The sequence below is a fragment of the Antricoccus suffuscus genome (genome assembly GCF_003003235.1).
Classification (GTDB): domain Bacteria; phylum Actinomycetota; class Actinomycetes; order Mycobacteriales; family Antricoccaceae; genus Antricoccus; species Antricoccus suffuscus.
The window spans coordinates 102,480-127,894 of record NZ_PVUE01000011.1 but is presented as its reverse complement, the minus strand read 5'-3'; the positions used below and the strand labels follow the sequence as shown (position 1 = coordinate 127,894).

General features: G+C 63.0%; 24 protein-coding genes, 1 tRNA gene and 1 pseudogene. 14 read left to right on the top strand and 12 right to left on the bottom strand.

Annotated features, from left to right (window positions below; genetic code table 11):
* The first annotated feature begins 113 nt into the window (after positions 1-113).
* Both CLV47_RS13680 and CLV47_RS13675 read left to right on the top strand, forming a co-directional pair.
* A complete protein-coding gene (locus tag CLV47_RS13680; protein WP_106349603.1) occupies positions 114-1,304 on the top strand; it encodes an acyl-CoA dehydrogenase family protein in 1,191 nt (396 codons plus the stop codon).
* Positions 1,305-1,326: 22 nt separating this feature from the next.
* Positions 1,327-2,412, top strand: coding sequence for an acyl-CoA dehydrogenase family protein (locus CLV47_RS13675; protein WP_106349602.1), 1,086 nt, complete (start codon positions 1,327-1,329; stop codon positions 2,410-2,412).
* 71 nt (positions 2,413-2,483) lie between these two features.
* Here CLV47_RS13675 and CLV47_RS13670 read toward each other — a convergent pair whose 3' ends face one another.
* The 3 genes from CLV47_RS13670 to CLV47_RS13660 are packed head-to-tail and all read right to left on the bottom strand — an operon-like array spanning position 2,484 to position 8,637.
* Entirely contained in the window at positions 2,484-6,050 is a 3,567-nt protein-coding gene (locus CLV47_RS13670) for a DEAD/DEAH box helicase (RefSeq protein ID WP_202862581.1), read from the bottom strand.
* Complete coding sequence (locus CLV47_RS13665; protein ID WP_106349601.1) at positions 6,035-6,970, bottom strand: hypothetical protein; 936 nt, start codon at positions 6,968-6,970, stop codon at positions 6,035-6,037. The genes CLV47_RS13670 and CLV47_RS13665 overlap by 16 nt, the downstream gene beginning before the upstream one ends.
* Positions 6,967-8,637, bottom strand: a complete 1,671-nt coding sequence (locus tag CLV47_RS13660; protein WP_170111073.1) for an LA2681 family HEPN domain-containing protein — start codon at positions 8,635-8,637, stop codon at positions 6,967-6,969. The genes CLV47_RS13665 and CLV47_RS13660 overlap by 4 nt, the downstream gene beginning before the upstream one ends.
* A gap of 549 nt (positions 8,638-9,186) precedes the next feature.
* Between CLV47_RS13660 and CLV47_RS13655 the strand changes: the two are divergent.
* Positions 9,187-10,200: pseudogene (locus CLV47_RS13655) on the top strand (IS256 family transposase); the annotation flags it as partial.
* A 121-nt stretch (positions 10,201-10,321) separates the two neighbouring features.
* On the opposite strand, the gene CLV47_RS13650 reads toward CLV47_RS13655, so the two are convergent.
* Positions 10,322-10,397, bottom strand: a tRNA-Ala gene (locus CLV47_RS13650).
* A gap of 106 nt (positions 10,398-10,503) precedes the next feature.
* The gene (locus CLV47_RS13645; RefSeq protein ID WP_106349599.1) at positions 10,504-10,728 is read right to left on the bottom strand and encodes a hypothetical protein; all 225 of its coding nucleotides are present in this window, start codon (positions 10,726-10,728) and stop codon (positions 10,504-10,506) included.
* Between the two features lie 258 nt (positions 10,729-10,986).
* On the opposite strand from CLV47_RS13645, the gene CLV47_RS13640 reads away from it, so the two are divergent.
* Positions 10,987-11,628, top strand: a complete 642-nt coding sequence (locus tag CLV47_RS13640; protein WP_106349598.1) for a VOC family protein — start codon at positions 10,987-10,989, stop codon at positions 11,626-11,628.
* A complete protein-coding gene (locus CLV47_RS13635; RefSeq protein WP_106349597.1) occupies positions 11,629-12,468 on the top strand; it encodes a PhzF family phenazine biosynthesis protein in 840 nt (279 codons plus the stop codon).
* Positions 12,469-12,472: 4 nt separating this feature from the next.
* On the opposite strand, the gene sepX is transcribed toward CLV47_RS13635, so the two are convergent.
* From sepX to CLV47_RS13615, 4 genes are all read right to left on the bottom strand, one after another.
* Entirely contained in the window at positions 12,473-13,393 is a 921-nt protein-coding gene (gene sepX, locus CLV47_RS13630; RefSeq protein ID WP_474863462.1) for a divisome protein SepX/GlpR, read from the bottom strand.
* Between the two features lie 221 nt (positions 13,394-13,614).
* Entirely contained in the window at positions 13,615-14,217 is a 603-nt protein-coding gene (locus CLV47_RS13625) for a GNAT family N-acetyltransferase (RefSeq protein WP_106349595.1), read from the bottom strand.
* A 25-nt stretch (positions 14,218-14,242) separates the two neighbouring features.
* Positions 14,243-15,466, bottom strand: a complete 1,224-nt coding sequence (gene glp / locus CLV47_RS13620) for a molybdotransferase-like divisome protein Glp (RefSeq protein WP_106349594.1) — start codon at positions 15,464-15,466, stop codon at positions 14,243-14,245.
* 65 nt (positions 15,467-15,531) lie between these two features.
* Positions 15,532-16,497, bottom strand: coding sequence for a UTP--glucose-1-phosphate uridylyltransferase (locus tag CLV47_RS13615; RefSeq protein ID WP_106349593.1), 966 nt, complete (start codon positions 16,495-16,497; stop codon positions 15,532-15,534).
* A 164-nt stretch (positions 16,498-16,661) separates the two neighbouring features.
* Here CLV47_RS13615 and CLV47_RS13610 point away from each other — a divergent pair, with 164 nt between their 5' ends.
* From CLV47_RS13610 to CLV47_RS13570, 9 genes are all read left to right on the top strand, one after another.
* Positions 16,662-17,249: a 5-formyltetrahydrofolate cyclo-ligase gene (locus CLV47_RS13610; RefSeq protein ID WP_170111072.1), complete on the top strand. Its 588-nt coding sequence runs from the start codon at positions 16,662-16,664 to the stop codon at positions 17,247-17,249.
* Between the two features lie 132 nt (positions 17,250-17,381).
* Positions 17,382-17,732, top strand: a complete 351-nt coding sequence (locus CLV47_RS13605) for an FmdB family zinc ribbon protein (RefSeq protein ID WP_106349591.1) — start codon at positions 17,382-17,384, stop codon at positions 17,730-17,732.
* 179 nt (positions 17,733-17,911) lie between these two features.
* Positions 17,912-18,652: an SAF domain-containing protein gene (locus CLV47_RS13600; RefSeq protein ID WP_106349590.1), complete on the top strand. Its 741-nt coding sequence runs from the start codon at positions 17,912-17,914 to the stop codon at positions 18,650-18,652.
* A gap of 35 nt (positions 18,653-18,687) precedes the next feature.
* The gene (gene mscL, locus CLV47_RS13595; protein WP_106349589.1) at positions 18,688-19,065 is read left to right on the top strand and encodes a large conductance mechanosensitive channel protein MscL; all 378 of its coding nucleotides are present in this window, start codon (positions 18,688-18,690) and stop codon (positions 19,063-19,065) included.
* A 468-nt stretch (positions 19,066-19,533) separates the two neighbouring features.
* The gene (locus CLV47_RS13590; protein ID WP_106349588.1) at positions 19,534-19,797 is read left to right on the top strand and encodes an Rv0909 family putative TA system antitoxin; all 264 of its coding nucleotides are present in this window, start codon (positions 19,534-19,536) and stop codon (positions 19,795-19,797) included.
* Positions 19,798-19,985: 188 nt separating this feature from the next.
* Positions 19,986-21,077 carry an ABC transporter ATP-binding protein gene (locus CLV47_RS13585; protein WP_106349587.1) on the top strand — a complete coding sequence of 364 codons (1,092 nt, stop codon included), beginning with the start codon at positions 19,986-19,988 and terminating at the stop codon, positions 21,075-21,077.
* A gap of 5 nt (positions 21,078-21,082) precedes the next feature.
* Entirely contained in the window at positions 21,083-21,766 is a 684-nt protein-coding gene (locus CLV47_RS13580; protein ID WP_106349586.1) for an ABC transporter permease, read from the top strand.
* Positions 21,763-22,509 carry an ABC transporter permease gene (locus CLV47_RS13575; RefSeq protein WP_106349585.1) on the top strand — a complete coding sequence of 249 codons (747 nt, stop codon included), beginning with the start codon at positions 21,763-21,765 and terminating at the stop codon, positions 22,507-22,509. Before CLV47_RS13580 ends, CLV47_RS13575 begins: the two co-directional genes overlap by 4 nt.
* Before the next feature lie 11 nt (positions 22,510-22,520).
* Positions 22,521-23,450 carry an ABC transporter substrate-binding protein gene (locus CLV47_RS13570; protein WP_106349584.1) on the top strand — a complete coding sequence of 310 codons (930 nt, stop codon included), beginning with the start codon at positions 22,521-22,523 and terminating at the stop codon, positions 23,448-23,450.
* Between the two features lie 3 nt (positions 23,451-23,453).
* Here CLV47_RS13570 and CLV47_RS13565 read toward each other — a convergent pair whose 3' ends face one another.
* From CLV47_RS13565 to CLV47_RS13555, 3 genes are all read right to left on the bottom strand, one after another.
* Positions 23,454-23,927, bottom strand: coding sequence for an HNH endonuclease (locus tag CLV47_RS13565; RefSeq protein ID WP_106349583.1), 474 nt, complete (start codon positions 23,925-23,927; stop codon positions 23,454-23,456).
* 239 nt (positions 23,928-24,166) lie between these two features.
* Entirely contained in the window at positions 24,167-24,541 is a 375-nt protein-coding gene (locus CLV47_RS13560; protein WP_106349582.1) for a hypothetical protein, read from the bottom strand.
* 33 nt (positions 24,542-24,574) lie between these two features.
* Positions 24,575-25,363 (bottom strand): acyl-CoA thioesterase, encoded by a 789-nt coding sequence (locus CLV47_RS13555; protein ID WP_106349581.1) that lies wholly within the window; start codon positions 25,361-25,363, stop codon positions 24,575-24,577.
* Between the last annotated feature and the right edge of the window lie 52 nt (positions 25,364-25,415).

Sequence of the window (25,415 nt, the reverse complement as noted above, 5' to 3'; positions counted from 1 at the left end):
GACTAGGCGGGATGGATAGGCTGGTCGACATGTCGGACCAATTCACCCTTGACAGGGCAGGCCGCCCAGAAGCCTGACACAGCGATTTTACGAAATCATGGAAGGACAATCACATGCCCGCAGACGAGTTCCGCACCAAGGCACTGACCTGGCTCACGGAGCATGCCAGACCGTTCGCCGGGGAATCCGCGGATGGTAATTTCGCCCCGTCGCTGAAGGAGTCCAAGGCATTTCAGAAATCCCTCTGGGAGGCCGGTTTGGCCGGCATCACCTGGCCGAAGGAGTATGGCGGGCAAGGTCTTGGCGAAGACGAGGTGATCGCGTTCAACGAGGTCGCATCGGACTTCTTGCTGCCGACCGGCCCGTTCGTGATCGGACTCGGCATGCCCGGCCCTACGATTCTGGAGCTCGGGACAGAGGAGCAGAAGAAGCGCCACATCCCGCCGATGCTGAGCGGAGACGAAATCTGGTGCCAACTGTTCTCCGAGCCCAATGGTGGTTCCGACGTCGCGAGCCTGCAGACCAGCGCCGTACGCACCGAGATGGGCTGGCTGATCAACGGCCAGAAGGTATGGACCTCCGGGGCGCAGTTCTCCGACTTCGGCGCGATTCTCGTCCGGACAGACCCGACGGTGCCCCGGCACTCCGGCATCACGATGTTCATCGTCGACATGCACCACCCGGGTGTGACCGTCCGGCCACTTGTCGTAGCGACCGGCGATGCGCCGTTCAACGAGGTCTATTTCGACGATGTCGAGGTCCCGCTCGACGCGGTCATCGGCGAAGTCAACCAAGGCTGGGCGGCTGCCGTCGTGATGCTGCGCAACGAGCGTGTGACGATCGGAGCGGGCGGACGCTCGCGCAGCAACCCGCTCGGGTACGACGCGCTGCGGGAAATCGCCGCCGATATCGGCACCGCTGACGACACCGGCGTACGCCGACGCCTGGCGAACCTATACGCGCGCGAGACGGCCGTGGCCGCGTTCGGGCGCGTCCTGCACGAAGGCGCGCTCGCCGGGAACCCGATCGGTGCCCGCGGCTCGGCCGCGAAGCTCGCCGGAGCCGAGCTTGGACTGTGGGCCAGCGACGCGGCCGAGGACATCGTCGGCCAGGACATCGCGCTCCTGACTGGCAAGTCGGCGAAAGCCGCCCGGATGATCCTCCGCGCGCCCGGATCGGCGACCGCGGGCGGATCCAACGAAATCCAGCGCAACATCGTCGCGGAGCGGGTGCTCGGGCTGCCGAAGGATCCCGGTGCGGCAGATCGTAAGACGCCGTTCAACCAACTGAAGCTATCCAAGTGACCTGCGGTAGAAGGAGCAATTCGTGACTCTCATCGATAATCCCGACCAGCAGGCCCTCGCGGAGTCTGTGCGGAAACTCGTCGCTGCACGCTCGCCCCTGACCAAGGTGCGCGAGGTTGCGCTGTCCGATCAGTCGTACGACGCGGACGTCTGGCGTCTGGTGTGCGAGCTCGGCGTGCCGGGACTCGCGATCCCCGAACAGTATGGCGGCGCCGGCGGCACCTGGGCCGACCTATTCATCGTCCTGCGCGAGCTCGGAGCCGGCCTCGTCCAGACGCCGCTGTTCGCTTCCAGCGTGCTCGCTGGCGGCGCGCTGCTGGCCAGCGACGACGAGGAACTGAAGTCCACCTGGCTCCCCCGCCTCGCCGACGGCTCTACAATCGGCGCCCTCGCCGTGAGCGAGGAGAACGACGCGACGTGGGGCTCACAGCCGTCCACGGTCACCGCGGCCGACGGCAAGGTCAGCGGGACGAAGGTCGCCGTACTCAACGGCGCCGAGGCCGATCTGCTGATCGTCCAGGCCTCCGACGGGCTCTACCTGGTGCAGACGCAGCAGTCCGGCGTGACAATTGCCGGGGACGAGGTGCTGGACCTAACCCGCAGTATCGCGACGGTGCGCTTCGACGGAGCCGAAGGGCACCGTCTTGCTGGGACCGCGGACGTCGTACTCGATGCCGTGATCGACCTCGCCAACGTCGCGCTTGCGGCCGAGCAGTCGGGCGCAATCAAGTCGTGCATCGACATCACGGCCGCGTACGCCAACATGCGGTATAGCTTCGGCCTGCCGATCGGCGCCTATCAGGGCGTCAAGCACAAACTGGCCGACGACTACACCGAATGGTCCTTGGTGGACGCATCTGTTCGCGTGGCAAGCGAAGCGCTGACCTCCGGGGCGTCCACGGCCTCGGCCGCCGCGGCCGCGGCGCGAGTGCTGGCATCTCCGGCGTACACCAGGGCGGCCAAGAACATGATGCTGCTGCACGGCGGGATCGGCTTCACCTGGGAGCACGACGCGCACCTGTTCTACCGCAATGCGGTGACCGGCAAGGTCCTGCTTGGCGGGCCGCTGTTCCAACAGGACCGCCTCGCAGACAAGCTTGGCGTCTGAGCGGTCGGGGCAGCGAGCAGGTAAGACATCGAGCGCCAGCGGCGGGCTACGATCGGGCTTGGCCCAGCAACTCATCTAATCGCGCGAAGCGTGACCACAGCGCCGTCTGATTCGGCACGGTAGTTCAGGCCGCTCAACCCCAGCAGGGCGACGTCGGCGTGTGACGTAGCGGCGATCATTCCAACGTGGAAGGAACCGGGTCCTAAACTCCATACCTCGATTGGTTCGGCAGTCTGTCGAATACGCAGTTCAACGGGCACCACGCCAGCAGCAGGCGGAGGCGTCATCGGTTCGTATAGCTTGATAGTGGCGATCTGCTCTTCGAGGAGTTGCCGAAGCGGGCTAGTGACGTTGGATCGGCAGAACTCGACAAGATCCTCAACTTCGCGGCGTGACGCGGCAAGTTCCGCCTTCCAACCGTTGATGTGGAGTTCGCGGAGCCAATCGCGCGCCTCTGACCAACTCAATTCCCGTTCAGTGGCGCGTTGGCCGATCGAATATGCGATGCGCCGTGAGCGGATCCCGCTAGTGAGGAGATTGAGAGCGATCGTTGTGTCGACGCCGTAGCGGATGAAGTAAGCGAGCTCGTCGGGGAGCGCATCGACGCCGCCTTCGTTAATGAGGTGCTCGTTGGCTTGGGTTACGACGACGCCGATGGTCCAGCTAAGGAAGTGTTCAAACGCGCCGCTGATGGCGTCAACGGTCTGTTCTAGGCGCCATGATGCGTCGGTCACCGTTGGCAACATGTATGCCGCCATCTCGGGCATGTTCAGGCCAGATAGCCATCGTTCGAGAGCTCCTGCTACCGACACCTCGATGGTGGTTCTCGCACCCACTGTGGGCTTGAACTTCCAGGCACCCTCCCCTTCGGGCAGTTCAAGCAATTCTGTCAGGGCTCCGGATCGATCTAGTGCGCGGAGCGCCTCAGACGGTGTTAGCGCGCGTGTGACAGGTCCGGGGCTCCCATCGTTGTCGAGGTCGCCATACAAGGCTCTGGATGTGGTCGCGACCTTGATTGCAATCTCTTCAATTCGGCGAGCGCTGGCGAGCGCAGTTCCGGTCAGCGTCCACCGGAGCCGACGTTCGGGCTCGGTTACCTCATACTGCGTGCGAACGTACTCCGCAACAGCCTTCCAGCGAGACGCGATCGCAGGCGGAAGTTGAGTAAAAGCGAGAAGCCCATCTATAGAAGTGGAAAGGTCGGCGATCGAGCCGAGCTCGTTCAGGCGCTCCTGTGCGGATAACACAAACCAGACGTGCGCGGCGAAGTCTGCGGCCTCGCCGGAATCGACCATGAAGAGCGCATCGGCCGTTTCGGCGATCAATGCCTCGAATTCGACCAGGCGGAGTAGAGCGGCGTCCGAGTTGAGTGTGGAGACAATTTCGAGGTCGCGGCCAGCGGGCTGGAGGTCTTCGAAATCGTCTGCCTGCGGTCGGTGATTGAGCCCGAGAATGATCCACCCTTCGGTCTCCTTGCCGGCACGGCCAGCGCGACCAACCGCGTTCAAAAGGCGTGGTCCATCAAGCTGCTGACCTGGGTCTTGCCCGTCATATCTGGTTTCGCAGATTACGACCGTGCGGACGGGGAGGTTCACGCCGTCGGTGAGCGTTGAGGTGGCGAACATTGCGCGTAGGTATTCTGCTCGCATGGCTTGTTCGAGTTCGTTTAGGACATCAACGGGCAACCCTGCGTGGTGGTAAGCGACTCCATGCCGAACGCAACCGATCAGGGGATGCTCGACGCCGAGACGTTCTTCGAGGAACTCGCAGAGATCGCTCGTACTCTCGGTTACTGGGAGCCGTGCTGCAAGTTCTTGGGCCGCGTTTCTGGCGTAGAGACGTTGCGACAGGATCATGAGGAGACTGCCAGCATCGAGGAACTCGCGAGCTGTTCGTGCACACATCTTGTAGAAGGCGTCACGGGTCTCGACATTCGGTTTCCCGGCACCGACTGGTCGTACCTTGCGTTCGAGGTAGCCGATGGGGTTGTCGGCACTAGTAACGAGGCGCCGTGTGGTGCCTTCGGCTGGCCTCACACGAATGTCAGCAGTGATTGGGACGCGTTCGATGTGCGTGAAAGTAGAAGACTTGGCAGGAAGCCGCACTCCGGAAGCGGGCTCCACGTTCGCGTACAGAAGCGCGTGGAGACGCCTAGGGCCTCGCCATCCTGATTCAAAGAGGGTGGCTTCGTCTGATGGGTCGAGCCAAGATGCAATCTGATGAGCGTTTCCCATCACGCCCGAGAGCAGGATGACCCGCACACCGGTTGCTGTAACGGCGGCGAGGACTGTTTCAAGGAGGAGGCCGCGTCCTGGCTGCGCTAGAAGATGCGCTTCGTCGATCACGAACATCGTGTAGCGGTCGAGAATTGACGCGGGATCGTGCCGGAGAAGGTGGCTTAGACGTTCGGGAGTCATGATCTCCACCGAGTTCTCGCTCGAGTCACCGATGAGGTCGAGCAATTCCTCGATTGTGACGTCGCCGAAGTCGGGAAAGTCTGCGCCCAAGCCCTTCTGGATCACGCGCATTCGACCCGTCAGCGCTTGGCGCATTTCTCGCCCGAGACTGCGCAACGGCGTGACGTAACAGACGTTTCCTGGCTGAGTTACAAGGTGGTGGCAGATCAATAGCTGAGCGATGAGAGTCTTACCAGCGCTGGTTGGCACTGATAGGAGCAGGCGTCGAGTTCGTGGGTCTAGAGGGTTCGACGCCTCCCGCGCGAGTAGGTCTCTCTGCGGAGGCCACAGGGTTAAAACGGGTGGTGTGCCGACGGTAAATGCTTGAGCAACGATGGGTGGTGTTCCGTCTGGCAGCACGCTCCAGACGCTTGACTTGTCCATGCCGTCGGCTATGTGCAGGAGGTGGGTGGCGACCCATCTGGCGTCGTGGTCCCCCTGCCCAGCCTCGAGGTTGAGGACGGACAGTAGTGCGTTCTGAGCTGTCTGCAGTCGCCCACGGTCGCCGTATCGAAGGAAAACTATAAGGTCGCTTACGGCTTGGGTCACTGCCTCAGCGGGCCCAAACATCGTGGATATGAGGGTGTCTTGCCCTAAAAGCGCACTCATGGATTCGATGTCTTCGTGCCACCGAGTGAGCAGCGCCTGGATACGCCGAATATCAAGGCCAAGGAACGCTACGCCTGCGCGCAGCGCCATGGTGACCAGGCTTCCCGCGTGGGCGGGGGCGCTCAGAGCATTGCCGGGGTTCTCGGTGTCAACTGGGGCCTCCTGAGTGGTGGAAGCATCGAGGAGTTCGTCAACACGTCGCCAGATAGCAGTGGCGTTCGGCTCGCGCTCTCCGCGGCGATACCCGACCTGGGCACCGAACGCCAGAGTGAGACTGTCGTGCACTGACCGGCCTGGTCCGCCCAAAGCGAGGTCGAAGATATGCGCCGAGACCGCGAATGCTCGCTGCTGTCTGGACGCCGTATAGATGCTCTCAGCCTGCTCCGCAGATGCAATGCCGTGCAGATACCACGCAGTTTGGAGAAGCGTGTCGTCGACATGAGTCGGCTCGATGAAGGTACGCACCTCGACCTCGGCGATCAGTGCGGTGAGTTCTTCGACGGTTGGCAGGACCCCCGGAGCGTGCTGTCCGAGCGCTTCCGATAGAAGATCGCGGTTCAGAGCACGGTCCACAGATACCTCCGGACGTCCTTGGCAATCTCAGCTAAGTCTTCGACGGAGAGGAGCAGCCCTTCGAGTTGGCCAGGTCTATCGAATCCCGGGAACCGTCGCCCCATCGTGGTGAAGCAGGTTGCCGGTGGCGCCGACGCGGTCGTAACACCGACTCCAACTCCGGCTCGGTCGTGGCTCTCCAACCAGAAATCAACTAACTGGCTACATAGCTCACCAACGGGCCCCGCGATCATTGAATGGATAGACACCTGCTGGGCCAGATAGCGCATTGCTTTTTGGTCCAATTGGTTGTACGCGCTGGTGACGGTGGCGGAGACCGGTCCAGTAGCGGTGTGCTTCTTCAACTCCCAGAGTCTGTAATGGTGGTCGTCGGTCGCGGTTTCGTGGAACACTATGAATCCGTCCGCGCCTGGTTCTGTGACGTTGAACTTAGGCGCTTCGAGCACGACCGGGGTTCTTGTAGGGTCAACAGTCTCGGAGGCGTGAAGGAACCACATCCACTCGGCGACATGACCGATGAGGTGGTCCTCGCTCTTTCCGTGCGGAGGTAAGCCGAATACAGCATCGACGAACGCTGCGACCCGCTTGTGCTCGCTGCCGGTTAGCTTGACGCCGCTCAGTGCGGCCGTACGCCAGATCGTGTGCACATTGGAGCCTCCGCCGCGTTGTTTCATTGCGGCATCTGCGACAATCCACGCGATGGCTGCCCTGTCAGCGATCGTTAGCCCGGTAGCTGTCTCGACCTGCCAGGTGCACTTCTTTGCGGTGGGCGGAACCTTCAATGCCAGGGCGAAGAAGTTGGTGAGCTTCATGCCTCGGGCGGACGCCGCGCGTTCGGCATCCGTAGGGCTGGCGACGAGTAGGCGAGTTCCACCGGCCGCAGACGCCGCGTTTGGATGGGCCACCCCGACGCCAGTCATGTTTCTTCCCTCAATTCAACTGGCCGAATCTGACCAGGAGGGCGAGACAGCACGCTTCCGTTCTGCCGTTCCCGGCCGTCGTCTTGATTGATGTGTTGATCGGCGATCGGGTCGTTGAAGTAGCGGACATCGGGGAACCGAAGGTAGTTGCCTTGGTGGTCTTCAGGATGGTTCCACATAGCAATTAAGTCGATGAGGTAGAGGTATGCCGATCGGGTGACTTGCAGAGCGAGAATCGTTGATTCGACCAACTCCATCAGGTCGATCTTGCTGCGAGAGTCCTGCGTTACGCCGGTGGTCGCCAGCAGGGCCGCGTGAACGATCCTGTGAGTCCCCGCGTTGCGTAGAGCTTGCGATGTCGCGTACATGCCATCCTTCGCCATGTCGTCAGCGAGTTCAGCCAGGGCGAGGTTCGGGAGAGAACGTCCCGCTCCCTTCACCAGCGGTTCACGAAGTTCGCCCGTCCTTTCGGTCCAAAAGCTCCGGAACGAAACCTTGCTGGGAACGTCTCCAGCCTTGAGGTGTTCGTTGGCGACAACAGCGGTCTTGTCCAGAACGTCAAGTGCTGAACGCTGAGCAAGCAGGAGCTTCGAGTACTGGATTCCGTAAAGGGAGTAGTCCAAGGTTTCGACGTAGAAGCCAGAGTCGTCGGCGGTCTGCGCCAAGTCGTCGGTGAGATGGGAGATGGCATCAAAGGCGAGACGCCGCGACACCAGAAAGTCTGACTTGAGTACGTTCATAGCCCCGAGAATCGGAGGGCTCATCTCGTCGAGGGTTTCACCGTATAGAACTTCAATGGTCGCGCTATCCCAGCGCAGTTCGTCCGTGCCCAGTCCTTCGACGGCCGGCGAGAGTGCAAGGCGGAGGTCAGCAACCCATTGCCGGTACTCATAGTCTTCTGCTTCGGGGTCAAGGCCATGGGCCAGGTGGCCCTGGCTCTCTGTGGGCGTGAGTAGATCCCACCGCTCAGCGACTTCGGTATCAGCGAACTCAAGCGTGCCGTCGCGCAGGTCCTGCGCAAGGGCAACGTACTTGTCATAGACGGCCGCGATATGCCCAGTCTGCCCGATGCCTGTGTCGATCCTTGTGCGCAGCAGTTGGGCGAGGTTGCCGGCTGCGTTGCCGTTGCGGGGATCAGCCTCCAACGCCCGGAGATAGAAGTCGTACGCCTCCGCCCAGCGTCCCGCATGGTCGAGGACGTTCCCAAGATTGCAGTATGCGGCTGAACGTGTCTGTCCGTCTGCCACCGAAGCTAGGCCGATCTGGAAGAACTCGCGTCTTACTGCCTTGAGATCTGCCTGGTTCTTGAGGCGAGAAGCTATGAGATCCGGCTCCAAGTCGATGCGCGTGGCGCCGGATTCGATCTTGGGTAGGTCTTGATCGCATAGCGCACTGGTGGCGTTGGCGATGTTGTATCGGCATTGGTGATGGAGAGGTTGATCTTCAGCCGTCATGGCGAGAGCTTTCTCGGCGAGCAGTTTGCCGCTCTTGACGCTCTCCGCGTCGTTCAGATGTGCTCCAGAGTTGATAACGATTGAAGAAGCCGAGAACAGCAAGGCGGCCTTTGCGCCTTCGGGATGCGACGACGCAATGACTGCTCCCGCGATGTCCACTGCCCGCGCAACGCCAGCTCGGCGTGCGTCGCCGGTGGCGTCTCCAAGTGCCATCAACTCACCCATCCAGGCGGCGAACTCTTGGCGTGGCTCCATAACCCAAGTTTACGGGTACCTGCCGGCTCTCCTCTGTGGAGTGCTCACTGCGGAGCGCTACAGGCCAAGCCGTCGATGTGTGGGCTGAGCCGTGGGTTGCGCCTGGGAGAATCCGCTTATCGAACTGAGCACCCGGAGCGCCGCCTGAGCGCGGGCAACATCGATGTGCTGTGCAGCGCTGTCCACGTCAGCGCCGAACGGCGTGGTTGTGGTGATTCCCTATCGGTCGCGGTAGGCAGCTATGACTCTCGCGCCCCGTCGCCGGGCTCGAAACGTGCGGGGGCCTTGCGGGACCGTCCCGAGCGCACGCGCCCTGAGCTCACCGCCGTCAAGCGCGGCATCGAGAGTGGCATCGGCGCGACCCTCGATAAGGTAGCGGCGCTCGTAGAGGGCTCGTCGGCATTTCCACAGCCATTAGAGGGACTGTGGATTTAATGGTGTTTCCGGCCTGACACGCCGCGCGTGATGTCTGGCGGGAAAGGTGCCGATCCGGGCCGTGAGAGCGGGAACGTGTGCAACGGGACTCGGCCGAGGACGGTGTTGACCGAGGCGGCTGGCCAGGTCACGATCGAGGTTCCGCGGGATCGTGACGGTCGTCCGAGCCGCAGATCGTGCGCAAGCGCCAACGCCGCCTCAACGGGTGGAGGAGATCGTGCTGTCGCTGTATGCGAACGGGCTCACCACGGGTGAGATCTCGGCGCACTTCGCCCGGCTCAATGGAGCGTCGGTCTCGAAGGAGACGATCTCGAGGATCACGGACAAGGTCATCGAGAAGATGAACGAATGGTCCGCCAGGCCGCTCGACGAGGTCTATGCGGCGATTTTCATCGATGCGATCGCGGTGAAGATCCGAGACAGCCAGGTCGCGAAGCGGTCGATCTATGCCGCGATCGGTGTCAGCCTGGCTGGCGAGAAGGATGTGCTCGGGCTCTGGGCCGGCACGGGCGGTGAGGGCACGAAGTATCGGATGAGCGTCCTGACCGACATCAAGAGCCGGGGCGTGCGCGACACGTTCTTCCTCGTCTGCGACGGTCTCAAGGGCCTCCCCGATGTCGTCGCGAACGTGTGGCCGCTCAAGATGGTGCATACCTGCATCATCCACCTGATCCGCAGCACGTTCCGGTTGGCGTCGAAGAAGGACTGGGACGCTCTCAAACGCGACGTGAAGCCGATCTACACCGCCCCCAACACCAACGCCGCCCGGGCAGCGCTCGAGGACCTCGACGAGAAGTAGGGCAAGAAATATGGAGCGATCATTCGGCTCTGGGAATCCGCGTGGGAGACGTTCATCCCGTTCCTGGACTACAACATCGAGATTCGCCGCGTGATCTGCTCGACGAACGCGATCGAGTCCCTCAACGCCCGATACCGCAGAGCGGTCCGAGCCAGAGGATACTTCCCAACGGAGCAGGCCACGCTCAAGTGCCGGTATCTTGTCACCAGATCACTCGACCCGACCGGTGCGGGACGATGCGTTGGAAGCCCGCTCTTAACGCATTCGCCATCACCTCCGCCGACCGCGGAGACCTACTAAATGAAACCGCCGGAAACACCGTTCCTGAAACAGACCCCTGGAGCGCGAGGCCTAAGGGAGCGATAGGAGGATTCAAACCGAAAACGTCGGCGGTTGAACAACGAACTTTGGTGGAGCTAAGGGGATTCGAACCCCTGACCTTCTCATTGCGAACGAGACGCGCTACCAACTGCGCCATAGCCCCTTGGACCAGAAAACGATATCAGCCCCGCCCGACCAGATTGTCGCGGGGACGGCGCACGACGTACCGGCATTATGCTCCGGCGCTTCGTCGCTTGGCGAGACCTGCTTCAGTGCAGCGGATCGCCGGGCGCTTGTTGCTCGGCCGGTAGATCAGCCTGCTGCTCGATCGCTATCCGGACGTTGTACTGCGCCGGCGAGAAGATCTCCTCAAACACTACGAACATGCCACCCGAGCCATGGAGCATCCCGCGCTTGGCACGCACGAACGCGGTCACGATAAGCACCACGAATCCCACGCACAGGACCGTGATGACAATCTGCGACAGGTTCATGGGCACGATCGTACGTCGGCCCAGGGAGTCAACGGGTGCGTGACAGTCGTCCCCGCCGCCTGGTAGAACGCCGCCTGGCGGGCGGACATTGCCAACCTGCGAGGCCTCGACTCGCAGGTTGGCTCGACCAGCGAAAGTGGGTCGCGCGGCCACGAGTATGCGTGCGCGACCATCGGAAGGGGTCACCCGGCGCGACCATCGGAAGTGGGCACCGGTCGCCCGGCTGACGAGTTCGCCACTTGTGCGTAGGGTTTGGACATGACCAGTGAAGAGTTTGACCCTGCTCATCTGATCGATCACCTGGTGTACGGCGTACTCGACCTCAAGGCAGCCGTCGACCGGATCGCGGACGCCACCGGTGTGAGACCGGTCGAAGGCGGCCGGCACGTCGGCCGCGGGACCCGCAACTACCTGCTGGGTCTCTCGCCCACGTCCTACCTCGAGGTCATCGCTCTGGATCGCGAGAATCCAGTTGCAGAAGGGAAACGGGTCTCGTTTGGTCTCGACGTACTCGATCAGGACCGGCTGATTACGTGGGCCATCCACCCGACCGACGCGGGCGCGGCGCTCAAGGCGAGCAGGCAGTACGGCGCGGACCACGGCGACCTGTTCGCGATGTCCCGCGTCGACGCGAAGGGCAACGAGCTGAGCTGGCGGCTCGCCTCGGCAGACGCAGCGCCGTACGACGGGCTCGCGCCGTTCATCATCGACTGGGGCACCTCGCCACATCCGGCAGGCGGCGTCCCGGCCGCGCGTCTCGAGACGCTCACTCTCAGCTCGCCCGCCCATGAACAGGTCACCGAGTTGCTGCGCGCGCTGGGCGTCCAGATCACCGTCGGCGACGGCCCGGCTGGCCTCCACGCAACGCTGCGTGGTCCCGCAGGAACTGTCGAGATCTAGATGCAACGAGCATTCCAGCAGGTCGATGTCTTCACTTCCACGCCGTACAAGGGAAATCCGGTGGCGGTGGTCCTGGACGCCGATGAATTGACGGACGAGCAGATGCAGGCGTTCGCGAGATGGACCAACCTGTCTGAGACGACGTTCGTGCTGCCTCCGTCCAACCGCCACGCGGATTACCGTTTGCGGATCTTCACGCCCACGGGCGAGCTTCCCTTCGCCGGACATCCCACCCTCGGCAGCGCGCACGCGTGGCTGCGCAACGGCGGTGAGCACAGTGACTACATCGTCCAGGAATGCGGCGCCGGGCTGGTCCGGATCAAGCAGTACGCCGACCGACTTGCGTTCGCCGCTCCTCCACTGTCGCGTTCCGGTCTGCTCGACGAGGCTCTAGTCGCGCAGATAGCCGGCGGGCTGGGAATCGAACGTCGCGACGTGATCGGGCATCAGTGGGTCGACAACGGGCCGGGCTGGGCCGCCGTCATGCTCGGATCGGCTCAGCGGGTGCTGGATATCGTTCCGGACTTCGCCGCAATGGGCGATCTCGCGATCGGGGTGATTGGACCGTACGCCGGGATGGACGACAACTCGCGCGATGTCGACTTCGAGGTGCGAGCTTTCGCCCCGGCGCATGGTGTCCCGGAGGACCCGGTCACCGGAAGCCTCAACGCCGGACTGGCTCAGTGGCTGCGATCCGAAGGTCTAGCTAACTCGTCGTACGTCGCCGCGCAAGGCACCGCAATCGGCCGGACGGGCCGGATCCACATCGAGGACGACGGCGCAGATATCTGGGTCGGCGGCTACTGCACGACCCGGATCGAGGGATCCGTCGACATCTAGGAGCCTAGGCGCCCTTCGGGATATCCCAGCCGGTCTCTTCGTCGTACTCGTCCACGGCCGACGTCGTGTGAATGCCGTATGCGTCATCGTCGTAGTCGTATTCGGGATCGACGGCACCGTCGGCGTAGTACTCGTGTCCGCTCAGGTCCACGTTGTCGGCGACTGGCGCATTGGCCAGATCGTAGAATGCGACGTCCTCGTCATCGAGGCTGACGACGTCCTGATCGATGGACTCGGGAGCCGTGTAGGCACCCGCGGCGTACGAGGTCCGGATGCCGTCGGAGTGGCGAGTCTCGAAGCCGGTGGTACGACGCGACCGGTTGGCACGCGCCGCGCGGGTCAGTCGGCGTTCCTCTTCGCGGCGAGCCTCGCCGCGCAGGTGCCACAGATAGCCGGCACTCATGGCGCCGAAGACCGCGGTCGGCACCCATAGCCATGGCGAGACAACTACAGCAAGCACGAGGCAAAGGACTACGACAACCGCGAGCGTGATCAGAGTGCGCCGACGTCGCTCAAGCATTTTCTCGCGCGCACTGTCGGTGCGTGCATGATCACGCACGACCTGCACATCCGACGCGTGTACGTCGGCCCCATCCACGTCGTCGACGTACCGCTCGTGTACGCCGGTATCGACCATGTCATCGAAGTACTCGGCCACCTCAGGGGCACCGTCGTACGCATCCTCGGCACCGTCCTGCTCGGCTGCCAGCGAGGGGGAAGACTCGCTAAGACTCATGGTGGATTTCCTCCTAGATACCCGGCTCGCGCTCACGGAGCCGGTACGCCGCGTAAGTACGCGGGCGGAAGGTGAAAGGTTGTCTCCTGCGGCTTTCTCCATCGCAGCATCACGCCGGGTCAGGACCATGGGAACGAGGACGACGAACCACATCACCACTACCACGGCAAGAAATACACCGGATCCCATGAGTCACCTCCCGTCACATCTGTCACGCCAGTAACTAAGTTAACGGTGTGGTCAGGGCGCGGCTGTCAGGCGCGCCGGACGCGCCGCGGATCGACGGACATTCGTGACGGACGGCCCGACATTCGTGACGGACGAGCGGACATTCGTGACGGACGGCCCGACATTCGTGACGGACGAGCGGACATTCGTGACGGACGGCCCGACATTCGTGACGGACGGCCCTAGCCAGCGGCGATGGCAGTGAGAGCCGCACGATCGTCTTCGACAGTGAACGCGAACGCGACATGGTCACGCCACGCCCCGTCGATGTCCAGGTAGTTTTTCAATTCTCCTTCGCGACGAAACCCGACCTTCTCCACCACCCTCAATGACGCGGCGTTTTCCGGACGTACGACGGCGGCCACCCGGTGCAGCCGGCCCTCGCCGAGCGCGTGCAACGTCGCCATCGCGACGGCCTGCGGCATCAACCCGCGTCCGGCGTACTTCTCATCGATCCAGTAGCCGATGTCGCCCGAGCACAGTGGTCCGCGCAAGATCGGCCCGACATTGACCTGTCCGGCGAGCTTGCCGTCGACACACATCACGAACGGCATCGCCATGCCGTCGCGAGCAGCCCGGCGCATCTCGCCGCGCTGCCACATGAACGACGAGAACGTGTGCCGGTCGGTCCAGCTCTGCGCCGAGGTCGGCTCCCACCGCGCCAGCCACGCTTCATTGCGCAGCCGCACCTCGCGCCACGCGGCGAAGTCGCGCGCCTTGATAGGGCGCAAGCACACCGATCCACTAGTGAGAGTGGCCGGCCATCCAGGGTGTAGTCCGGACATGGCTGAATCCCGCTGCGTGAGGGATCTAAGAGCCGAGAACGAGAGGCATGACCGAGACGTTGGCGCCCTCGGTCACCTCAGTGACATCTTCGGGGATCACGATCAGGCAGTTGGCCTGCGCCATGGAGAACAGCAGGTGTGCCCCGGCGCCACCGACCGGCGAGACGACGTAGCCGCCGTCTGGGTGACGCATCAGCAGACCGCGGCGAAACTGTTTGCGCCCCGCGGGGCTGTTGAGATGTTCGGTCGCAGCGGCCTTGGTCATCGGCCGGAACAACCGCTTCTTGCCCAACATGTGCCGGATCGCCGGACGCGCGAAAACCTCAAAGGACACCAGCGCGCTCACCGGGTCGTTGGGCAGGCAGATCACCGGCACCTCGCGCTCGCCGATCACCCCGAACCCTTGCGGCATCCCGGGCTGCATCGCCACCCGGCTGTACTCGACCTGGCCAAGCTCGGACAGGCACTCACTGACTACGTCGAAGGAACCCGACGCGAAGCCGCCGGACAGGATCAGCAGGTCGGTGCGTAGTAGTTGTGCTTCCAGAGTGGACATCAGCCGGTCGCGGTTGGCCGGCACCGAGCCGGCCCGATACACCGCGCCGCCGGCGTCCCGGGCGGCCGCGGACAGCGCAAAGGAGTTGACGTCGACGAGCTCGCCCGGCTCGGGCGTTGTACCGACATCGACGAGCTCGCTACCGATCGAGAGCACTGTTACCCGGGGCCGTGGCCGTGCCTGGACTCGCACTCGGCCTACGGCCGCCAGCAGACCGACCTGAGCCGGGCCAATCGGCGTACCGACGTTTACGGCTGTGTCGCCGGGCTGTACGTCTTCGCCGGCCCGACGGATGTAGGCGCCAGCAGGCGGGCAGCGTACGACATTGACTCGCGCGACGCCGCGGTCGGTCCAGGCCAGGGGCACGATGGCGTCGGCGCCGCCCGGCAGCAGCGCCCCCGGAAAGATGCGGATAGCCGAACCTGGGGAGACGTTGCGCTGCTCACGGCTACCTGGCTCGGCTTCGGCGACTACCGGCAGATGCGCCGGTTCGTCCGGCGAGGCATTCTTTAGATCGGCTCGGCGTACGGCGTACCCGTCGATCGAGGAATGGTCGAATGCCGGCAACATCGTCGATGAGACAACCTCTTCGCCGCACAGCAACCCTTGGGCATCCAGAACTGCCAGCTCGATGCTTTCTAGCGTCGGCAGACTAGAGAGAATCGTGTCGACGTGCTCTTCTACGGTGCGCACTTGGTGGAGCCTCCGGGGATGTTACGGGCAAGGTTCTCCGCTCATCATGCTTCACCGGGCCGTGTTTATGCCGGAGATGAGTCGCTTTCGGCATGGAATTCCTTGAGGAATGTGCCCAACCACTCGACAAAACTCGGCCCGAGGTCCTTACGCTCGGCCGCAAGGCGTACGACGGCACGCAGGTAGTCGCCGCGGTCACCGGTGTCGTAGCGACGGCCCGAGAACACCACGCCGTGCACGGGAATGTGTTTATCGACCAGCCGGTGCATCGCATCGGTCAGCTGCACTTCCCCGCCGCGTCCGGGCTCGGTCTGGCGCAGCTCGTCGAAGATTTCCGGCGGCAGCACATATCGACCAATGATCGCCAAGTTGCTCGGCGCTTCGGCGGGATTAGGCTTCTCCACCAGATCGGTGATTCGTACGACGTCGCTGACCGACTGCCCGAGCGTGACCTGGGCCGCGGGGTCGAGAATCCCGGTCGCGACGGAGCCGTACATAGAGATCTGCGAGCGCGGCACCTCCATCAGCGCGACCACGGCACCGCCATAAGCCTTTTGCACCTCGAGCATCGGGTCGAGCAGCGGGTCGCGCGGGTCGATGATGTCGTCGCCGAGCATGACCGCGAAGACTTGGTCCCCGACGTACGGCGCCGCGCACAGCACCGCATGGCCGAGTCCGCGGGGCGCTCCCTGGCGCACAAAGTGCAGGTCGGCGAGTTCGGCCGGCTTGAGCACCGAGTCGAGCCGGTCTTGATCGCCCTTGGCCTCGAGCGCCGCCTCGAGTTCCGGCGCATGGTCGAAGTGGTCGATGATTGCTTCCTTGCCGCGGCCGACGATGACCAGGACCTCGTCCAGACCGGCCTCGACGGCCTCTTCGACGATGTACTGCAAAGCAGGCGTGTCGACGATCGGCAGCAACTCCTTGGGCACCGCTTTGGTCGCGGGCAGGAAGCGGGTCCCTAAACCGGCGGCCGGAATGACCACTTTGTGTGAATTCGAGCGCGGGTTACGCGTACGCGGTAGCTCTCGCATGACACTCCGTCCAACCAGTTGACCGATTTCGGGTGCCCCAACAAAGATCGCGCAAAACTCCGTCGCCCCCGACGGGTTCACTCTAGGCGCTTGACCCGCCCGTTGACTATGGGCGGGCGCCAACTATCGCAGGATGATTGTCTGGTAAGACGTATGGTCAGCGGGTGGAAACAGGATCCGGCGCCCCTGCAGCGAAACGTGCGTTGCGTCGTCAATTGCTTGCCCATCGGGCGGGTCGACCGGCTGTCGAGCGCGCCGCCGCCAACCGGCTACTCGCCAAGCGGATCACCGCCCGTTTTGCCGGGCTACTGGTCGCGGCGTACGTACCGGTCACCGACGAGCCCGGGCTCGTAGAACACCTGACATTGCTGAGGTCCCGCGGCGCTCGTGTCCTACTACCGATCGTGCACGGCCGGCACGGGGCGTTGAGTTGGGGCTGGTACGACGGGCCGGAATCCCTGGTCGCCGGGCCCTTCGGGCTGTTGCAACCGGCGACCGCAGCGACGGACTACACGCCGCACGATGCCGACCTCGTGATTGTTCCGGCACTTGCATTGAGCCCAACCGGCGCCCGGTTGGGTCGCGGCGGCGGCTTCTACGACCGGGCGCTGGTCGGTATAGCACGCGCGCGCACTCTCGGCCTCGTGTACGACGACGAACTGCTCGATGATGTGCCGACCGAACCACACGACATCGAAGTCGGCTGGGTGTGCACGCCGAGTGATCTGCGTCGCGTCGTACGCCGGGAATGAACGCCGTTTGGAGTGACGTTAGACAGGTATTAGCAGTCTCACATCACGAGTGCTAATACAATGCTTGAGTTACTTCTCGGTTCGCCGCAAAAGCGCGACGGCCGAAACCGAGTTTTGCCGTGGAGGACACCAATGCCGACGTACCAATACGCTTGTAAGGACTGCGATAACGCCTTCGAGACTGTGCAAGCGTTTAGCGACGCAACACTGACTGAATGCCCGCAGTGTCACGGCAACCTGCGCAAGGTGTTCAACTCCGTCGGCGTCGTGTTCAAGGGTTCCGGCTTCTATCGCACCGACTCGCGGAGCGACTCAAACGGCAAGGCCACACTGCCAAGCAGCACCAAAGAATCCAGCGACAGCGGCTCATCCGACTCGAAGGAATCCTCAAGCAGCGCGTCGAAGGGCGACTCCACCAAAAAGAGCGACTCCACCGCATCGGCCAAGAAGACCGAGCCGGCGAAGGCTGCCGCACCCGCGTAGCTCTGGTTATCCACAGCACGGCGGGTTTCCACAATCCACGCCCGCTACGCCTCGCCACCGCGCCCACCTAACCCACACTCGTCTCGTCCGAGTTCCAAGCGTTGCCGCACGGCACGCTCTAGGCGAGGAGAGTGCTCGTGTCCCAGCCGCATGCATCCGGACGGTCGCGACGGCCTGTCATGGGTTTCGCACGAATGTCGCGGTCCGGCAGGCGCCGATCGCGGCACATTCGCGGTCGGCGTCCCCGCGGTACGGCGCCCGCGCTCCTGCTGAGGCGATTTGCTGCCGTCGCGCTGCTGATCACCGCCACCCTGTTGTTCATCCGGCCGGCGACCGCGCGCGATGCTGCGGGCGCGGCCACGACGGAGGTCGCCGTCGTCGTGGCCGCCCGCGATCTTGAGGCGGGGGCTTCTATCGAGCCGGACATGCTCACTCAAAAGAAGATGCCGGCGGCCCTCGCCCCGACGGGCGCCGACGTATCGGCCGGTGACCTGATCGGCGCGCATACGTTGGGCGCGGTTCGGTCGGGTGAGGTCATCACCGACGCGCGGATCGCCGAGCTCGCGCTCAGCGGCGGCCCGGCGCATGGACTGCCACTCGGCCTGGTGCCGGTCGTCGTGCACATTACGGACCCCAATGTCATTTCGACGATGACTATCGGGATGTGCCTCGATCTCTATGCGGGCGAGCCTGGCGCGCCACTGGACCTAGTCGCGAGCGGCCTCTATCTGGCCGCGATTCTCGATGACCCGTCGGCGTCGAATACCACGACCGCGACCGGCGGCAGCGGCAATTCGGCTTCTCAGAATATGAGATATGTCGTGCTCGGCGTGCCGTCCGGCTCGACAAATAATGTCGCGAGTTCAACGTCATTGAGCCTGATGTTTGCTACCGTTTGCGCCGACGTAGTCAATCAATGACAGCAATTGCTGCCGAAGAATCAGGGAGTGTAGCCATGAAGGGCTTCAAAGACTTCATCATGCGGGGCAATGTTGTTGACCTCGCTGTTGCGGTCGTCATCGGCACCGCGTTCACCGCGCTTGTCACATCATTTACCGACTCGTTCATCAATCCACTAATCGGCCTTATCGGTGGCGGCGGCAAGGTCGGCGGCGAATTCGTCGTTAACGGTCAGCACTTCACCTATGGCGCATTCATCACCGCGATCATCACGTTCCTGCTCGTCGCGGCCGTCGTCTACTTCGTCATCGTGCTGCCGATGAAGAAGATCCAGGATCGTCGTAAGGCAGGCATCGAGGAGGGTCCAGCCGAACCGACCGACATCGAGCTTCTCACCGAGATTCGCGACTCGCTGCGCGCGCCGCGCCCGTAGCAGCACCGACGCTCGACAAATGAGGGGTACGCCGACACGGCGTACCCCTCATTTCGTTTTGGCGCGACCGGCGTTCTGCCGTGTTTGTGGGACCCTCGGGGAAGCCCGCGCGACGTAAGCATGGCGCCTAACCCCAATGCGGCGGGCGATCTCGGGAGTAACGATCCAGTAGTGCCCGTTCCTCTGAGCTCAGTTGGGATGGGTCCCGGTGACGTATGACGAGCGGCCGCTCCTCGCCAGATTCGCCGGCTGTGCCAGCAGATGCCTCTCCCGTGGCTTCGGCGTCAGCGCCGTCCGACTCGCTACCGCCATCGATAATCACGTCACCAGTGTGCCGCGTTCGGCAGGTACCTGCCATTTGGGAATTTCCTAGGAACCACGTTCGGCACCACACGAGGCGCGCTAGGGTGGAAAACGACATACTCGCGTGGCATCGCCGATGCCCAACAAGGTCTAACGGAGAACACCGTGGGATTCCTAGACAAAGCCAAAGACAAGCTCAACGAGATCAAGGACCATGGCATCGACGGCAAGGTCGGCGACACCGTCGCCCAGGGCATCGACAAGGCCTCGGCAGCAGCGGACAAGGCGACCGGAGGTAAATACTCCGACAAGATCGACTCGGTGAGCGACAAGCTCGAGGGGACCGTCGATCGCGACGGTTCGGCTGGCACTCAAGGGACGGCCACCGACGCGGCGCCGCCGGCCCAGGCGCCTAAAGACGAGGCCTAAGTCGGCCCCGCGCATCTCAACACCTTGACTCATGTCGTCGTGACGGCGGGGGTGCCTATACTGGCACCCCCGCCTTTCATGCTCAATAGAGGCGAGAGCCTTCACGCGACTGGTCGCTCGATGCACGCCGTACAAGGTCAGCGTCCGCCGCGACCATCAACCTCAACCTCGACTGCAGGCAGGTCACTATGATCACCTTTGAATCGGTCACCAAGGAATATCCCGATGGCACGTCCGCGGTCAGTGGTCTCGACCTAGAAATCCCGCCCGGCAAAATCACCGTGTTAGTGGGGCCATCCGGCTGCGGCAAGACCACGTCGCTCCGCATGATCAACCGGATGATCGACCCTACTTCGGGACGGGTTCTGATCGACGGCGCCGATGTGGCCGGCACCAACCCGGCCAAGTTGCGCCGCGGGATCGGATATGTCATCCAAAACGCCGGGCTATTCCCGCATCGCACGATCGTCGACAACATCGCAACCGTGCCGATGCTCAACGGAGAGTCAAAGGCGAAGTCACGCCGAACCGCGCTGGACTTGCTCGAGGTGGTGGGCCTCGACCCGGCAATGGCACGGCGCTACCCCACGCAGCTCTCTGGAGGCCAGCAGCAGCGCGTTGGCGTCGCGCGCGCGCTCGCCGCCGATCCGCCGATCCTGCTCATGGACGAGCCGTTTAGCGCTGTCGATCCCGTCGTTCGGCACAACCTGCAAGAAGAGCTGCTGCGCCTGCAATCCCAGCTCGACAAAACAATTGTGTTCGTCACCCACGACATCGACGAGGCCATCACGATCGGCGAGCTGATCTGCGTGCTCAACGTCGGCGGTGTGCTTGAGCAAGCAGCGAGTCCTAAAGAACTGTTGGAAAACCCCGCGAACGAATTCGTGTCATCATTCGTGGGTAAGGATCGCGGGTTCCGCGGGCTGTCGTTCGTGGCGGCCAACGGTCTCACTCTCGCCAAGCCGCCCGTCATCCTGCGTGGTGACGCGCTTGAAAAGTCCACCTCTGCGTGGACTCTGATGGTCGACGACAAGCGTCGACCTCTCGGTTGGCTTCCACCGGAAGCGACGACCACAGACGAGTCGCAGCCACTCGCCGAAGGGGTGTTCTCCCCCGACGACTCAGTACGCCGCGCGCTCGACATCGCCATACTCGCGCCCTCAGGATCGGCCATATCGGTCGACGATGAGGGCGTCTTGCTTGGCACTGTCGCGGCCGGTGACATCGTCGAGTCGGTGCGCAGCAACGGTTCCAGTGCCACCGTGGGCGTGACGGTCTAGCCCTGATGCGACCTGGATTCTGGGAGCTGTTCGGCACCTACCTCTCTGGCAACACCGAGAGAATTCTCTCGGCGCTTGGTGAGCACGTCTGGCTCTCACTGCTGCCGGTCGTACTCGGACTGATCATCGCCCTGCCGCTCGGTTATCTCGCGCAGCATTACCGGTGGCTATACCCGCCGATGATGGGTACGGCCGGCATCCTTTACACGATTCCATCGTTGGCGCTTTTCGTCGCGCTACCAACGATCCTCGGCACACAGATCCTCGACCCGATCAACATCGTTATCGCGCTGACGATCTACACAACGGCACTGCTGGTCCGTACGGTTGCCGACGGCCTGGACTCGGTGAGCACCGAGACCGTCCAAGCGGCCACCGCGATGGGTTTCACGGCGTTCTCCCGGTTTATCAAAGTCGAGTTGCCGATCGCCGTACCAGTCATCGCGGCCGGTCTACGCGTCGCGACGGTCTCCAACATCAGCCTGGTCAACGTCGGCGCGCTGATCGGCGTGGGCGGGCTCGGTGAGCTGATGACCGACGGCTTCACCCGGGACTTTGTGCAGCCCATCATCATCAGCATCATTTTGTCGGTTCTCCTCGCACTGGTCGCCGACTTCCTCATTGTCGCCGTCCAGCGCTACCTCACCCGATGGAACCGCGTCGGTGAGACTGCGACGGTGACGACATGAGCATCTTCCAGCTCACCTGGAACTTCTTGTCCGCGGGGAGCAACTGGACGGGCGCCGGCGGCATCCCCACCCGGATCCTGGAACATCTGGGCTACACCTTCCTGTCGCTGCTTGTCGCGATGATCGTCGCGGTTCCGGTTGGCATGTACATCGGGCACACCGGCAGATTCGCATTTCTCGCGATCAACATCGGCAACGCCAGTCGCGCACTGCCGACGATCGGTCTGTTGACGCTCGTCGTACTACTCATCTCGCGTAGCCTCTGGCCAGTGGTGCTGGTGCTGGCCCTGCTGGCGATTCCGCCCATCCTCACCTCGACGTACGCCGGTATCCAAAACGTCGACAAGCTCGTCGTCGACGCGGCGATCGGTGTGGGCATGACGCCGCGCGAGGCGCTGTTCAAGACGAAGTTGCCGATGGCGTTGCCGGTCATGTTCGGCGGGCTACGCAGCGGCGTGTTGCAGCTGGTCTCGACGGCCACCGTGGCGGCGTACGTCGGCCTCGGCGGTCTCGGTCGCTACATCCTTGACGGCGCGCCGCAACAGGACTTCGGCAAAATGGCCGGTGGCGCCCTACTCGTCGCGCTGCTGGCCATCGTGCTCGACCTATTGATCGCCGGGATCGCCCGGCTGACGATCTCGCGCGGGCTACGCCGTACCGCCTCCGTGCGGGGCAAGCCCGGCGACGCGATCTCTGATGACGCAAGCGAAGTAACCAACGTGGACCGATCGTCCGCACGATAGATGGGGAACTGATGAAGAAGTCCTTACGCCGCAGCCTGACCGCTGTCGCCTTACTCGCGGTTACCGCGCTGGGCCTCACCGCCTGCGCAAGCAGCGGTGACGTGTCCGGAAGCAACAATAAGTCCAGCGGCTCCTCGGGGTCGATCACGATCGGCTCGGCGAACTTCCCGGAGAGCCAGTTGCTCGCGGAGATCTACGCCCAAGCCTTGGAAGGCAAGGGCTACAAGGTCACCCGTAACTTCAATATCGGCTCACGAGAGGTCTACCTCAAGGCGCTGAAGGACGGCTCGATCGACCTGATTCCCGAATATACCGGCAATACGCTCAACTACTACGTCGCGCAAAACGGTACGACGAGCGACGCCACAGATCCTGACCAGATCTACGCGGACCTCAAGAAGAACCTGCCTAAAGAGCTCACGGTGCTCGATAAGTCCGCCGCCGAGGACAAGGATTCGCTGGTCGTCACCAAGGAAACCGCCGACAAGTACAAACTCAAGTCGATCGAGGACCTGAAACCGGTCGCGGGCGACCTGATAATGGGCGCGGGACCGGAGTTCGAGACGCGTAAGGCTGGGCTGGTTGGGCTGAAGGACATCTACGGCATCGTGTTCAAGTCGATGACCACACTTGATGCCGGCGGCCCCCTGACTGTCAATGCAGTGAAGGACGGTTCGGTCGATGTTGGCGACATCTTCTCCACCGACCCGGCGATCGAGGAAAATCACTTCGTGACGCTCACCGACCCGAAGAACGTATTCACGCCTCAGAACGTCGTACCGCTCGGCACGAAGGCCAAGCTGAAGGGCAAGGCTGTCGACGCGCTGAACGCCGTATCCAAGTCTCTGACGACCGACAAGCTCAAGTCGATGATGAAGGAGATCTCGATCGACAAGGCCGACATCGACACGGTCGCGAAGAAGTACCTCAAAGACAACTAGGCCTTAGCCAGCGAAATTTAGCTGGAATCGTTTCGGCGTATAGGGCTGGCGCAGAAGTGGCATCCGGGCCTCGTCGGGGGTCCGGTTGCCCTTGGCGCCGTTGCATGTCCGACAGGCCGCGACGAGGTTCTTCCACGACATGGCTCCGCCTCGGCTTCGGGGGACGACGTGGTCAATCGTGTTGGCCTGTCTGCCGCAGTAGGCACACCGGTGACCGTCACGGCGCAGTACTCCCTTGCGCGAGACCGTCGGTGGACGATAGAGAACGTCGGCGGCGATTTTGACGTACTTGACGAGGATCAAGACCTTAGGCCAGGGCCAGTGCCGCAGAAACCGACCGTCATGACCTTCGTGAACCACGGCTTTGCCTTTCACCAGCAGCCGCGCGGCGCGCTTGAGGGTAACGTCGTTGGACAGCAGCTCGTGGCTTGCGTTGAGCAAGGTGATGGGGTCGTGCGTCGCCACGGCGGCAGTCATACCTCGACACTCCCGTCTCAGAGGTGAGTAGCCGCCGTAATCGTAGAAATGCGCATGCGTTGTCGCACGCGCGAGGATGTCGCGGCTTGAGACACAGGATAAACCCGCCCACGGAGCTTCGCGAGTAAATTCTTTTCGAACGCCGGGCGACGAGTACGAGTCTCGCGTAACTAGTGAGGCGGCCGCGCGCGTGGTCACATGTCGAGGTGTATCGGTCACGCGGACCGTGAGGTTGCGACTTAGACGGGAATGCGCTGGCAGTCCGCCGTACACCCCGGCTCGGCAGGCGTCGTATCCGGTGTGGCGGCCCGATGGAGAACGGCCGAGGCCGGTACGACGACGAGCTGGCCGTCGGCTGCGGAGGCTCGCCCGTCGACGATGAGCGAGTAGCCGCCTTGTTGGGCCGGCGGGAAGACCAGCGATACGTCCGGCCGGTCTTCGATGTTGGTTTGCGTACGCCGTCCCGGCTCGTCTACCCGAAAATCGGTGTCGGTGAGCCGCGGTGTGACGGCGACGGCGTGCGGCCGCTGATCATTGCCGGTGGTCAGCAGGTAGGCGTACGTGTAGTCGACGAGGGCGGACGCCAGACCCTCAAGTTGCACCTTGACGCTCATGCGACCGAGTCTCCCACGACCGGCGGGCTCGGGCTAGGGAGCCGGTTTCTTATAGCGAAAGAGTGACTCTTGCGCGAACGACGCGATCAGTTCACCCGCCCGGTCGAATACCGCGCCGTTGAATAGCCCTCGCCCACCGCCGGTACGCCGCGGCAGCAAGTTGAACAAGTGCCACTCGTTCATGTCCGGAAGCTGGTGCAGCCAAATCACGTGGTCGATGCTCGCCAGGAACCCGATCTCGGGCGTCATTGCATCGCGCAGCCCGGTGCCTGCATCAGTCAGGTACGTCAGCGCGGCGGCGTGCACGATCCGGTCGTCTGGAAGCTTCGTGGAGACGCGGGCGAGGAAGTTCATTGGCATGTGTTCTCGGCCCTTGGGCTCGCGGTCAGCACGCATTTCAACCGAATGCAGGCGGCCAGAGGGCCATGCATACAAGGCGTCTGGGTCGCCGATCTCCTTCGCGTCGACCATCTGCGCGTCCGGCCCGTCGTGTTTCGAGTGAAACGACACGGATGCGTTGAAGATGACCTCACCCTTTTGTACCGCGACCACCCGCCGCGAGGAGAACGAGCCACCGTCAAAGTCGACCTCGACCTTGAACACCACGGGGATGGACGGGTCGCCGCCACGCAGGAAATAGCAGTGGATCGAGTGCGGATCGCGTCCTGCCGGCACCGTGTTACCCGCGGCGTACAAGGCCTGGGCCGCGACCTGACCGCCATACAACGGCCAGCGCTCCGGAAACAGGTAGGTCGAGCGAAATAGTCGCTCCTCAAGTGTCTCCAGAGTGAGAATCTCCAGCAACTTGTCATTCTCGCTCATTGACACCCCTTATCGACGCGTTGATCATTGCCGACTAACTTAGCCAACGCCC

Bases quoted from the DNA above. Each gene is read 5' to 3' on its own strand.
- CLV47_RS13680 (WP_106349603.1), top strand. From the start codon at position 114: ATGCCCGCAGACGAGTTCCGCACCAAGGCACTGACCTGGCTCACGGAG.
- CLV47_RS13665 (WP_106349601.1), bottom strand. From the start codon at position 6,970: ATGACTGGCGTCGGGGTGGCCCATCCAAACGCGGCGTCTGCGGCCGGT.
- CLV47_RS13660 (WP_170111073.1), bottom strand. From the start codon at position 8,637: ATGGCACTTGGAGACGCCACCGGCGACGCACGCCGAGCTGGCGTTGCG.
- CLV47_RS13645 (WP_106349599.1), bottom strand. From the start codon at position 10,728: ATGAACCTGTCGCAGATTGTCATCACGGTCCTGTGCGTGGGATTCGTG.
- CLV47_RS13640 (WP_106349598.1), top strand. From the start codon at position 10,987: ATGACCAGTGAAGAGTTTGACCCTGCTCATCTGATCGATCACCTGGTG.
- CLV47_RS13635 (WP_106349597.1), top strand. From the start codon at position 11,629: ATGCAACGAGCATTCCAGCAGGTCGATGTCTTCACTTCCACGCCGTAC.
- sepX (WP_474863462.1), bottom strand. From the start codon at position 13,393: ATGGGATCCGGTGTATTTCTTGCCGTGGTAGTGGTGATGTGGTTCGTC.
- CLV47_RS13625 (WP_106349595.1), bottom strand. From the start codon at position 14,217: ATGTCCGGACTACACCCTGGATGGCCGGCCACTCTCACTAGTGGATCG.
- CLV47_RS13615 (WP_106349593.1), bottom strand. From the start codon at position 16,497: ATGCGAGAGCTACCGCGTACGCGTAACCCGCGCTCGAATTCACACAAA.
- CLV47_RS13605 (WP_106349591.1), top strand. From the start codon at position 17,382: ATGCCGACGTACCAATACGCTTGTAAGGACTGCGATAACGCCTTCGAG.
- CLV47_RS13600 (WP_106349590.1), top strand. From the start codon at position 17,912: ATGGGTTTCGCACGAATGTCGCGGTCCGGCAGGCGCCGATCGCGGCAC.
- mscL (WP_106349589.1), top strand. From the start codon at position 18,688: ATGAAGGGCTTCAAAGACTTCATCATGCGGGGCAATGTTGTTGACCTC.
- CLV47_RS13585 (WP_106349587.1), top strand. From the start codon at position 19,986: ATGATCACCTTTGAATCGGTCACCAAGGAATATCCCGATGGCACGTCC.
- CLV47_RS13580 (WP_106349586.1), top strand. From the start codon at position 21,083: ATGCGACCTGGATTCTGGGAGCTGTTCGGCACCTACCTCTCTGGCAAC.
- CLV47_RS13575 (WP_106349585.1), top strand. From the start codon at position 21,763: ATGAGCATCTTCCAGCTCACCTGGAACTTCTTGTCCGCGGGGAGCAAC.
- CLV47_RS13570 (WP_106349584.1), top strand. From the start codon at position 22,521: ATGAAGAAGTCCTTACGCCGCAGCCTGACCGCTGTCGCCTTACTCGCG.
- CLV47_RS13565 (WP_106349583.1), bottom strand. From the start codon at position 23,927: ATGACTGCCGCCGTGGCGACGCACGACCCCATCACCTTGCTCAACGCA.
- CLV47_RS13560 (WP_106349582.1), bottom strand. From the start codon at position 24,541: ATGAGCGTCAAGGTGCAACTTGAGGGTCTGGCGTCCGCCCTCGTCGAC.
- CLV47_RS13555 (WP_106349581.1), bottom strand. From the start codon at position 25,363: ATGAGCGAGAATGACAAGTTGCTGGAGATTCTCACTCTGGAGACACTT.